Source organism: Nocardia sp. NPDC004604, from assembly GCF_040609795.1.
Taxonomy (GTDB): Bacteria; Actinomycetota; Actinomycetes; order Mycobacteriales; family Mycobacteriaceae; genus Nocardia.
Genome location: NZ_JBEXLC010000212.1, coordinates 1 through 11,590, shown reverse-complemented (window position 1 = coordinate 11,590; position 11,590 = coordinate 1). Strand labels below are relative to the sequence as shown.

Below are 11,590 nucleotides of genomic sequence, written 5' to 3'. Positions count from 1 at the left end.
GCAAATTCGCCTCCCTCGACCATCTCAGTGGCGGCCGGGCGGGGTGGAACGTGGTGACCTCGGCCGCGCCGTGGGAGTCACGCAATTTCGGCTTCCCCGAACATATGGAGCACGATCTGCGCTACACGAGGGCGGAGGAGTTCGTCTCGGTGGCGAACCGGCTGTGGGCCTCGGGTAGCGAGCCGATCAACCACTCCGGCCGGTTCTTCAGCGTGCGTGGCCCGCTCAATGTGCCGACCCCGCCGCAGGGTCGACCGGTGATCTTCCAGGCGGGCGCGTCGCCCGTCGGCCGGGACTTCGCCGCCAGGCACGGTGAGGTGCTGTTCACCCGCCACACCAGGCTGTCGGATGCGCAGGAGTTCTACGCCGATCTCAAGGCCCGCGCGGCCGCGCACGGCCGTCCCCCCGAGTCGATTCAGATCTGGGTCGGTCTGCAGCCGATCGTCGCCGATACCGAAACGGCGGCCCGGGATCTGCTGCGCGAGTTGCAGGGACTGATGCCCGACATCGTCGCGCTGCGCGCGCTGCAGGATCAGCTCGGTGATGTCGACCTGACCGGCTATCCGCTGGACGGACCCGTCCCGGACCTGCCGGTCTCCAATCACTCGCACAGCACCGCACAACGGTGGATCGACCTGGCCAGGCGGGAGAACCTGACCCTGCGCCAGCTCTGCTTGCGCACCGCGGGCGATATCGTCACCGGCACCCCGGAACAGCTGGCCGATCACATGGAGACCATGTTCACCCAGGCGGCCGCGGACGGGTTCATCGTCGACTTCCCCTATCTGCCTGGGGCATTGGATGATTTCGTCGAGCATGTCATACCGGAACTTCGCCGGCGCGGATTGGTCCGAACCTCCTACCTGGACGGAACCCTTCGGGAAAACCTCGGTCTCCCCACGAACTCGCTGGCAGGTGTCCGATGAGCCTTGTCTTGTTCGCACAGCTGCCCGATATGAGCGAGAACGGTGGTGGCCGAGCCGGTTTCGTGCGCGCGCGGGCGCAGGTACAGGCCGCGCGGGACGCCGGGGTCGATGCCCTGCTGCTGACCGATCGGCAGTCCATCGGCCCGGACGGTTCGGGCAAGTACGAGGCGGGCACGCTGGCCGCCGCGCTCGCCGTAGCCACCGAAAACATCGGGCTGGTGCCCTCGATCTCGACCGAGCACCTGGCGCCCTATCACGTCGCCCGCTTGCTCGCGACGGTCGACGTGCTCAGCGGCGGCCGGGCGGGCTGGGAGATCGGGCGGCCGAGTGCGGTAGCGGATGCCGCGAATTATCACGCCCGCGACGTCGCACCGCTGCGCAACCAGCGCTCCCGCGCCGACGAATTCACCCGGGTGGTGACCGGGCTTTGGGACAGCTTTCAAGACAACGCATTTCTTCGCGACCGAGATTCGGGCGTCTACTTCGTGCCCGAGCGGCTGCACAGCCTCGATCACCGCGGCGAATACTTCGATGTCGCAGGCCCACTCAACATCGCCCGCCCGCCACAGGGCTATCCGGTGCAGGTCCGCAGGATCGCCTGCGCCGAGGACGCCACCGCCGCGGGCGCGACGTCCGACGTGGCGCTCGTGCCGATCGAAATGGCCGATGCGGCAGCGGATCTCGCTCAGGCACTGACCGAAGCCTGCCGTGCGGCCGGACGGACGCCCGAGGACGTCCGCCTGCTCGTGGAGCAGCGGGCCGACACGCCCGCCGATCATCTCCTGCGCTCGGCCGAGGCCGGGTACATCGATGGCTTCGCCCTGATCCCGCCTGCCGGACCGGCAGATTCGGCACATGCGGCCACGGTGGCGACGGCCCGCGCGCTGCGGCGGCAGGTGCCGGGGACGACGGGCACCACGTTGCGCGCCCGACTGGGGCTGCGGCGTCCCGCCGGTCGATCGCCGGCGGCGTGACGCCCCGAGGTACACCCGACATCGACGAACGCCGCACCGATCAGACAAGCGCCCGCCAGAGGCCTTGGTGCGCAACGGCATTACCCTGTCCACAACGATCCGATCTAAAGGGAGCGCACCTGACCGACGGCCGGTCTGGAACGACGATGATTCGCGCGCCGGCTTGGTCGCCAGGTTGGCGCCGATCTTCGGCTGGGCAGGGCAGAATTGTGCGCAGCGACCGAGTAGCGGTATGCGATCAGTGTCCGCGGCAGTCGTCTGTGACTACTTTTCCGACATATTCGCCTTCATTGCTCTTGCAATAACTCCACTCTCACACCGCCTCCAGCGCGTCGGCGGCATCGATGAGACATCGGCCGACCGACGCAGGTGATGTGCGCGCACCGGCAACCCTCGGCACGCCAGAGCCGTTGCCCTGCTTCTGTTCACCGTACGTCCCGCGTCCATCCGCAACGCCGCCGGCAGCAGCTGAAGGTAGGTCGGTGCAGCGTCTTGTCCAACCCCCGCAGTGCCCCGCCAGGGCCGACCGGGGGTTCCGATACCGGCTGATCTCGTTCACCCGTCCAGCCCTCCCCCACGGTTGCAAAGATACGATCTGACTATCAATGCGTGGTGAGCCTATCGGAGCATTCGCCTTTCTCCAGACCCCACTTCTTTTAATGGACAGGACAGCCGTCCAGTGGCACAATCAATCTTATAGCTGCCCGAACGAAGTTATTTCACATGGATCGATGACGCTCCATCCGGGCCTCGGCACAATAGCAACCTTCTGGCAGCTTTCCTCATGGAACGAACAGGTTCATGCTAATCGGGGGGGGAATGTCCGGCACAGCACTTCGCGCAGGAACGTCAGAAATGGATCCTATAGAAATGTGCCTGGCCGGTCCAGGGGCTTGAATCGAAAGACTTGGGTTAGCATGAAAGACTCAACCAACAACTCGATGCCGGATCCGGGCAACTTACCAGAGTGGTGTAAGAATACGATGCGGGCATCATTATTGTCCACCCGGGAGTTCCAAGTTTTTCTGGAACTGGGCGGCGGTAGCTCAAACCGCACCATCAGTACCAAACTAAAGATAACCGAGCGGACAGTCAAGGCCCACGTCGCTCGGATCATGGAAAAACTCAGCGTCGAGTCTCGGCTCCAGGCAGGATTGATCTCCTACGCCTACCGCACCTCCGCCTATCTGAGGGTCGGCGCGGACCTATGCCCGCTCTGTGGATCACTCGATTCCCGACAGACCGGCTAGAAATCCGGAGCGCGGCATGTTGGTCCGTTGTGGCTGGCCGATCGAGATCGGCGACCGACACCGATTTCGCGATTATGGGGACATCCTCCGCGTCGCGCCGATATACCTCGAATCCGGTGCCGCACACAGCGTGACATCACGGGCGCAGAAGAGGGTTCATCACTTTGCCCCGAACACGACAGACGGAAAACAAAAACGATATTGCGGTGCACAATTCCATTATCATCAGATTATGCGGCAGGGAAATATTCACTGCCTTGCTGAACTGTCGGGGCAGGTTCGAACCCAGATTACGTGACGTCGATGTCGGGGCAAGTTTTTGCCCCGCACAGCTACCACGGCCGCCTCTTCGGCAGGTACCGCTGGTGCAGCGCACGTCGCGTGCGTTCCTTCGTAGCGATCCCTATGCCAGTGGACGAAGGTGCAATATGCCTGCGCAAATAGATTTGGTATCAATACTCGGCGTGCAGACGTGTGCCACAAGGGAAGAGGCGAGTGATGGACCGGCGAGAACGAGTAAAACTGTACGACCAAGTGGCAGAGCAGTACGAGCGAACCCGTCCGTCCTATCCAGAGGACCTTATCGATGAAATTCTGGGTGATTCCGTGGATGCGCTGTCCGTGCTCGATGTGGGATCCGGCACCGGCATCGCAACCCGGCAGATCGCAAAACGCGGCGCCCAGGTTCTGGGTGTCGACATGAGCCCGGGAATGGCCGAGATCGCCGAACGGCACGGAATTGCCACCGAAGTGGTCCCGTTCGAGACGTGGGATCCGGCCGGACGAACGTTCGACCGGGTGATCTCCGCGCAGGCCTGGCACTGGATGGACCCCATTACCAGCGCAGCGAAGGCCGCCGCCATGCTCCGCCCGGGCGGCCGACTCTGCCTGTTCTGGAATATCGGACACCACCCCGACGATCTCGCCGACGCCCTGCACGCCGCGTATCGGCGAGTGCTGCCGCCCGACGCGGCCCGGCTGACGATCGGCTATGCAATAAACAGGAGCAGCGATCTGCCGGCCGATTTCAGCGTAATAACCGGATCCCCTCACGCGTTCGAACACATGACCGAGGAGCCGATCGAACCGTTTCCGTGGAGTCATACCTACACGCGGGACCAATGGCTGGATCAGCTCTACTCGCACAGCGACCATACGGCGCTGGCCGACGATGTGCGACAGAACCTTTTCGACGAGATCGGTAGCACCATCGACCGATTCGGTGGCACGTTCGCGATGACGTTCACAACGTTCCTGATCTCCGCGACGATGCCGCGCTGACACCGCCGCTCAGCGCACCTTCTCCCGCCGCGGGCGATCGCGGGGAATCGCCACCGCCAACAGCGCGGAGACAACGGCGGCGACTGCGGCGGCGAGCAGCCCGGCGCGGTAACCGCCGGCCAGCGCGACGGCTTCGCTTCCGCTGGTGTGCTTGCTGACCGCCGCGGCGATGCTGACGAACGCCGCGACACCAATGGCGCCGCCGACCTGACGGGTCGTCGAGGACACCCCGGAGACCAGACCCGACTCGTCCGCGGAAGCGCCCGCCGTGGACACGATCGTCATACACGGCAGCAGCAGTCCCATACCCAGGGCGAGGAATTCCAGCGGAAAGAAGACGGCGTCGAGATAGCCGCCGTCGACGGGCATGTGGGAAATCCACACAAGACCGACCGCATACAGCAGCGACCCGATTATCAGCAGCCATCGCGCGCCTGTCCGCCGCACCAATCGTGCGGTCATAGTGGCGACGAGGAAAGTCGTCAGTCCGGCGGCAAGTTCGGCCAGTCCTGCTTTCTGTGGCCCATAGCCGAGAATGTTCTGTATATAGAACGTGACGAGGACGACCTGACCATTTATTGCGCCGCTGATCACGAACGACACCAGATTGCCCATCGAAATAGAATGCGATCGAAAGATACCGAGTGGCATCAGTGGATGTTTCGATTTCCGTTCTATCATTACGAAAGCGCCCAGGAGAACGATCGCGACGGAGAACGAGATGATCGTATGAGCGGTCCACCAAGTGTGTTTCCCGAGACCTATGGTGGCGTACACCGCGGCGGCCACGCCACCCACCACGGTGAGCGCACCCGGTAGATCCAGGGTGGACATCTTGACCGGTGCCACAGTCCGGCGGGTCAGCGTCCGACTGCCGAAAATCAGCAGCAGGCAACCGACCGGCAGGCAGACGAAAAGCACCGAGCGCCAACCCAGGTGCTCGGTGAGGGTGCCACCGACCACCACCCCGCTGGTGCCGCCGATGACGCTGGCCGCACCCCAGATCGAGATCGCGCGGTGCTGCCGATTCCTATCGCGGTAAGCGACCAGGATCAACCCGAGCGATGACGGCACCAGAATTGCGGTACTGACTCCGTGGGCCGCCCGCGCCGCCATCAGCTCCCAGCCGTTCTGCGCGAATCCGCCGAGCACACTGCCGAAGCTGAACAGCCACAGCCCGGTCAGGAAGACCTCCCGCCGGCCGAACAGATCGCTCACGCGACCACCGAGCAGCAGCAATCCACCGACCACCAGCGTGTAGGAATTCACCACCCACTGGATTCCCGACACATCCAGTCCGAGACTGCGCTGAATCGTCGGCAGTGAAATGCTGACCACTGCCGTGTCGAATTGAGCGATGAATGAAGCAACACAGACAATCACCGCCACATGCCACAACGGACCCCTCACCACAGTGCCCCGAGTATCCGGTTCGGACAGTTCTTCCGGCCTGCGCTCGGCGACTTCACTCACCACTGTCCCACCCTTCTTGGACTGGCAATTACGCTTTGCCCGCACCCGAGCCGCCAGTTTGAATCTCGCACTGTTTCTACGTGCTATTCAGCCTCGATGTAAATTGGACCTTCGTACGAGTTGAGCCCTCGACTCGGCCGTGTACCAAGGTTCAATTTACGTATCGTGCGCGACTTTGTAGAAACGAAGAAGCACGCGACTTAATGCGCTGACGCATTTCGTCATATCTCATCGAGATAGCCGCTCGTGCGGGAACCCCCGCACGCCCGCGCCCAGGTTCACGCGATCGATCTGTCGGGAGCTGGTCCCACGAAGGGGGAATCTAGATGTCGCTGCGCATCGAAAGCGACATCGCGGTGGTCGGAGTCTCCTGCCGGTTTCCCGGCGCGGATAGCCCGGACGCCCTGTGGTCACTGCTGACCGCGGGGACCGAGGTCGACGCGCCGCTGCCCGACGGTCGCTGGGCGCCCGAAGCCATGGCGGGCCTGTCGGAGTCGGAGACGCAGATCATTCGGCGCGGTGCCTTCCTCGACGACGTCGCGGGCTTCGATGCCGGGTTCTTCGGGGTGCCGGCCGGGGAAGCCGCGATGATGGATCCGCAGCAGCGGCTGATGTTGGAACTGAGCTGGGAGGCGCTGGAGGACGCGGGCATCGGCGGACGGTCGGTGGCCGGCGGCCGCACCGGTGTGTTCGTCGGCGTCGCCGCGGACGACTACAGCATGCTCATCCGCGAGCGCGGCGTCGAGGCGATCACCGCGTACACCTTCACCGGTTCGCTGCGTAGCATTATCGCCAACCGGGTGTCGTACTTTCTGGAGGCGAAGGGGCCCAGCCTCATCGTCGATGCCGGGCAGTCCTCGTCACTGGTCGCCGTCCACCTCGCGGCGGAGAGCCTGCGCCGCGGCGAATGTACCGTCGCCGTCGCGGGCGGGGTCACCCTCCGGCTCACCCCACACCACGCCGTGGCCGCGCACCGCATCGGGGCGCTGTCCCCGGACGGGCGGTGTCACGTATTCGACGCGCGCGCAAACGGTTTCGCCCAAGGCGAGGGCGGCGGTGCCGTTGTGCTGAAGCCGCTGGCGGCCGCGCTGGCCGACGGCGACGACATCTACTGCGTGATCCGCGGCAGCGCCGTCACCAACGACGGCGGCGGCGACCAGCTGGCGACGCCCACCGTGGCGGGCCAGGCGGAGGCGATCCGGGCCGCCTATCGGCGGGCGGACGTGGATCCCGGCGCGGTGGTACACGTCGAGTTACACGGAACCGGCACGCCGACCGGCGATCCGGTGGAGGCCGCTGCGCTCGGCCAGGTTATCGGCGCCGCACGGCCGGCGGGCGACCCGCTGCGGGTCGGCTCGATCAAATCAAATATCGGCCACCTGGAGGCCGCGGCAGGTATCGCCGGTTTCATCAAGATGGCGCTGTGCGTGCGCGCGGGAATGCTGGTGCCCACACCGGGCTTCCACACACCCAATCCGCGAATCGCATTGGCAGAGCTGAATCTTCGCGTCCAGACGGCCGCCGAGCCCGTCGCTGATGCTGCCGCCGTTTTCGGGGTCAGCTCTTTCGGAGTCGGCGGAACCAACTGCCACGTCGCGGTATCCGCGCCGCCGCAACCGCGCCGCAGCCTGCCGCAACCGCCGGTCGAGTTGTCGCCCGTGCCGGTGGTGCTGTCGGCCGCCGGCGCGGGTGCGCTGCGGGCCCAGGCGGCGCGGCTGGCCTCCGCGATGGACGGGACGGCCGATCTGCTCGATGTGGGCTGGTCGCTGATCACCGCGCGTTCGGAGTTCACACATCGCGCCGTGGTGATCGCGCCCGACCGCTCGGCCATCGCGCCGGTGCGCGCCGGGCTGGCCGCGCTCGCCGCCGGGGCGCCCGCGACATCGGTGGTGAGCGACCGCGCCGCCGATGCGCCCGGTCCGGTGTTCGTCTTCCCCGGCCAGGGGGCACAGTGGGTCGGCATGGCGGCCGAATTGCTCGACCGATCAGCCGTTTTCGCCGACTCGATCACCCGGTGCGCGGCGGAGCTGGAGCCATTCGTGGACTGGTCGCTCACCGAGGTGCTGCGCGCCGGGCAACCCGACGCACTCGACCGGGTCGACGTGGTACAGCCCGCCCTCTGGGCGGTAATGGTCGCGCTGTCGGATGTGTGGGCCGCGCTTGGTGTTCGTCCGGCCGCCGTCGTCGGCCATTCCCAGGGTGAGATCGCCGCCGCGACGGTGGCGGGCATCCTGTCTCGCGCCGACGGGGCCAGGGTGGTCGCGGTGCGCAGCCGCATCATCGCTCGTCGCCTGGCGGGCAAGGGCGGAATGGCGGCGGTCGCGCTGCCCGCCGACGAGCTGCACGGCATCCTCGCCGACCATCCCGAGGTCGGTCTTGCGGCATTGAACGGGCCGCGGTCCACCGTGATCAGCGGCCCCTCGGAACCGCTGGAGCGGTTGCTCACGCTGCTGGAGAGCGACGGGATGCGGGTGCGGCGGGTGCCGGTCGACTACGCCTCGCACTCGGCTCACGTCGACGCCATCACCGACGAGCTCGTCGAAGCCCTCGCGCCGATCACCCCGCGGGCGGGTGAGATCGCCTTCCACTCCACCGTGACCGGGACCGAACTGGACGGCGCAGAGCTGACGCCCGAGTACTGGTGCCGGAATCTGCGCCGCACAGTGCAATTCGCGCCGACCGTAGCGACACTGCTGACGCGCTATACGGTGTTCGTCGAGCCGAGCCCGCATCCGGTGCTGACCATGGCCGTCCAGGAAACGGCCGCGCACGCCGGGGAGGCGGTCGTCCCGATCGGCACGCTGCGCCGCGACGAGGGCACCCTCGAGCGGGTGGTTACCGCCGCCGCCGAAGCGTGGGCCGCGGGGGTCGCGGTCGACTGGACCGTGCTGTTCGAGAACACTGGCGCGCGGCGGGTGCCGCTGCCGACCTATCCGTTCCAGCGTGCCCGGCATTGGCTGGACACGGTGGACGCCCAGGCACCCGTGGAACAGTCCGCGCTGGCGCTGCGGTTGCGGACGGGCGAGCAACCGCGCGATGTCCTCCTGGATCTGGTCCGCAGGCATGCCGCTGTGGTGCTCGGCCTGGACGATCCGGCGGCGATCGAGGCGGCCATACCTTTCCGGACACAGGGGCTGTCCTCGGTCCTCGGTGCGGAGCTGTGCGCGGGACTCGCCAAGGCCACCGGCGTAGCCCTGCCCGCGACAGCGGTATTCGACCATCCGACACCGCTCGCGCTGGCGGACCATCTTGAACAGCGCGCGCACCCGGCCTCGGTCTCCGCCCCGATCGTGCCGACCCGACCGGCCGTGGACGACCAGGATCCGGTAGTGGTCGTCGGGATGGCGTGCCGCCTCCCCGGTGGGGCGTCGACACCGGAGCAGTTGTGGCAGTTGCTCATTGCCGACCGCGACGTGATCGGCGCGTGTCCTGCAGACCGTGGTTGGGACCTCGACGGACTCGGGGATTCGGTCACCTTCCGAGGTGGCTTCCTCTACGACGTGGCCGATTTCGACGCCGAGTTCTTCGGCATCTCGCCGCGGGAGGCGCTGGCAATGGACCCGCAGCAGCGACTGCTGCTGGAAACCGCGTGGGAGGCGATCGAACGGGCCGGCATCGATCCGAGGAGCCTGCGCGGCAGCGATACCGGCGTGTTCGTCGGCGCGATGGCGCAGGACTACGGCCCACGGCTGTACGAGCCGTCGGACGGCACCGACGGATACCGATTGACCGGCGCGACAACAAGTGTCGCGTCCGGCCGGGTGGCTTACACCCTCGGCCTGGAGGGGCCCGCGCTCACCGTCGACACGGCCTGCTCGTCCTCGCTGGTCGCGCTGCATCTCGCCGCCGAGGCGGTGCGGCGCGGCGAATGCGCGGTGGCGCTGACCGGTGGGGTGACCGTGCTGTCGGCACCGGGTATCTTCGTCGAATTCAGTCGGCAGGGCGGATTGTCGCCAGATGGCCGGTGCAAGGCGTTCGCCGCGGCCGCGGACGGGACCGGCTGGGCTGAAGGCGCCGGAGTGCTTGTCCTGGAACGGCTTTCCGAGGCACAGCGCAATGGGCATCCGGTCCTCGCGGTCATCCGTGGATCGGCCGTCAATCAAGACGGGGCCTCGAACGGACTCACCGCCCCGAATGGCCCTTCCCAGCAACGAGTTATCCGCCAAGCACTGGCCAACGCCGGACTACAACCCTCAGATATCGACGCTGTCGAAGCCCACGGCACCGGCACCCGACTCGGCGACCCCATCGAAGCCCAAGCGCTACTGGCCACCTACGGACAGGACCGCGACCAACCGCTCTGGCTGGGATCGGTGAAATCCAATATCGGCCACACCCAAGCCGCCGCGGGCGCGGCGGGCATCATCAAAATGATCCTCGCCATGCAATACGGCGTACTCCCCCGCACCCTGCATGTCGACGAACCGACCTCCAAAATCGACTGGACCACGGGAAAAGTCGAACTCCTCACCGAACCGCAGGCCTGGGACAGCGGCGACCGGCCCCGCCGTGCGGGCGTGTCCTCCTTCGGTATCAGCGGCACCAACGCCCATGTGGTGCTCGAACAGCCGCCTGTCGATCTACGAATCCCTTTGGTGCAGCGGGAAGCTCGTGCGACAGGACACGCACTCCACGCACCATGGCTGTTGTCGGCGCGCGAGGAGAACGCGCTGCTGGCGCAGGCACGGCGGCTACGCGAGCACATGCTGGCACAGCCCTCCGCAGACCCCGCCGACATCGGCTACACACTCGCGGTGGCCCGTTCCGGCTTCCGAACACGCGCAGCGGTTTTCGGCGACAGCAGCGCCGAACGGGTCGCGGCCCTAGCGGCACTGGCCAGCGGCAATGCCCATCCGGCGCTGGTGCGGGGCACTGCGGCCGCTCCGGAGAACTTCCGACGAGCCAACGAACGAGCCGGAAGAACCTCGGGCCGGGTCGTGTTCGTGTTCCCCGGCCAAGGATCGCAATGGGCAGGCATGGGAGCAGACCTACTCGACACCTCACCAGTATTCGCCGAATGGATCGACCGCTGCGAACAAGCCCTCGCACCCTTCGTCGACTGGTCACTCACAGAGGTATTGCACGACACCGATTCTCCGCTCGACCACGTCGACGTCGTACAACCCGCACTATGGGCGATGATGATCTCCCTCGCCCACACCTGGCGCGCATTCGGCATCGAACCCACCGCCGTCATCGGCCACTCACAAGGCGAAATCGCCGCCGCCTGCGTCGCAGGCATCCTCACCCTCGACGACAGCGCCCGCATCGTCGCCCTACGCAGCCGCATCATCGCCCAGCGACTCGCCGGACAAGGCGGAATGGCATCCATCGCACTACCCGCCAACAACGTCCGCGACCAACTCACCAACCACCCCGACATCAGCATCGCAGCCATCAACGGACCACACTCCACCGTCATCGCCGGACCACAACAACCACTAGCGAAACTTCTGCAGACCCTGGAACACAACAACATTCGCGTACACCGCATCCCCGTCGACTACGCCTCACACACCACCGAAGTCGAAACGATCCGCCACGAACTCGCCACCGCACTCGCCGACATCACCGCACACACCAGCGACATCGCCTTCTACTCCACCGTCACCGGCACCCACCTCAACGGCACCGAACTCACCACCGACTACTGGTTCCGCAACCTACGCCAACCAGTCCTGTTCCA

Annotated in this window: 6 protein-coding genes; 5 read left to right on the top strand and 1 reads right to left on the bottom strand. The window is 66.1% G+C overall.

Annotated elements, in window-relative coordinates; all coding sequences use genetic code 11:
* The 4 genes from ABZW16_RS40590 to ABZW16_RS40575 form a co-directional block, all read left to right on the top strand.
* The coding region (locus ABZW16_RS40590) for an LLM class flavin-dependent oxidoreductase (protein ID WP_354961475.1) at nt 1-926 on the top strand (926 nt) is incomplete at its 5' end.
* Nucleotides 923-1,900, top strand: a complete 978-nt coding sequence (locus ABZW16_RS40585) for an LLM class flavin-dependent oxidoreductase (protein ID WP_354961474.1) — start codon at nt 923-925, stop codon at nt 1,898-1,900. The genes ABZW16_RS40590 and ABZW16_RS40585, both read left to right, overlap by 4 nt.
* 605 nt (nt 1,901-2,505) lie before the next feature.
* Nucleotides 2,506-3,150: a LuxR C-terminal-related transcriptional regulator gene (locus ABZW16_RS40580; RefSeq protein WP_354961473.1), complete on the top strand. Its 645-nt coding sequence runs from the start codon at nt 2,506-2,508 to the stop codon at nt 3,148-3,150.
* Between the two features lie 534 nt (nt 3,151-3,684).
* Nucleotides 3,685-4,431 (top strand): methyltransferase domain-containing protein, encoded by a 747-nt coding sequence (locus ABZW16_RS40575; RefSeq protein WP_354961472.1) that lies wholly within the window; start codon nt 3,685-3,687, stop codon nt 4,429-4,431.
* A gap of 9 nt (nt 4,432-4,440) precedes the next feature.
* Here the strand turns inward: ABZW16_RS40575 and ABZW16_RS40570 are convergent, their stop codons facing one another.
* The gene (locus ABZW16_RS40570) at nt 4,441-5,904 is read right to left on the bottom strand and encodes an MFS transporter (protein WP_354961471.1); all 1,464 of its coding nucleotides are present in this window, start codon (nt 5,902-5,904) and stop codon (nt 4,441-4,443) included.
* Nucleotides 5,905-6,230: 326 nt separating this feature from the next.
* On the opposite strand from ABZW16_RS40570, the gene ABZW16_RS40565 reads away from it, so the two are divergent.
* Nucleotides 6,231-11,590, top strand: a 5,360-nt coding sequence (locus tag ABZW16_RS40565) for a type I polyketide synthase (RefSeq protein ID WP_354961470.1), incomplete at its 3' end; no start/stop codon positions are given.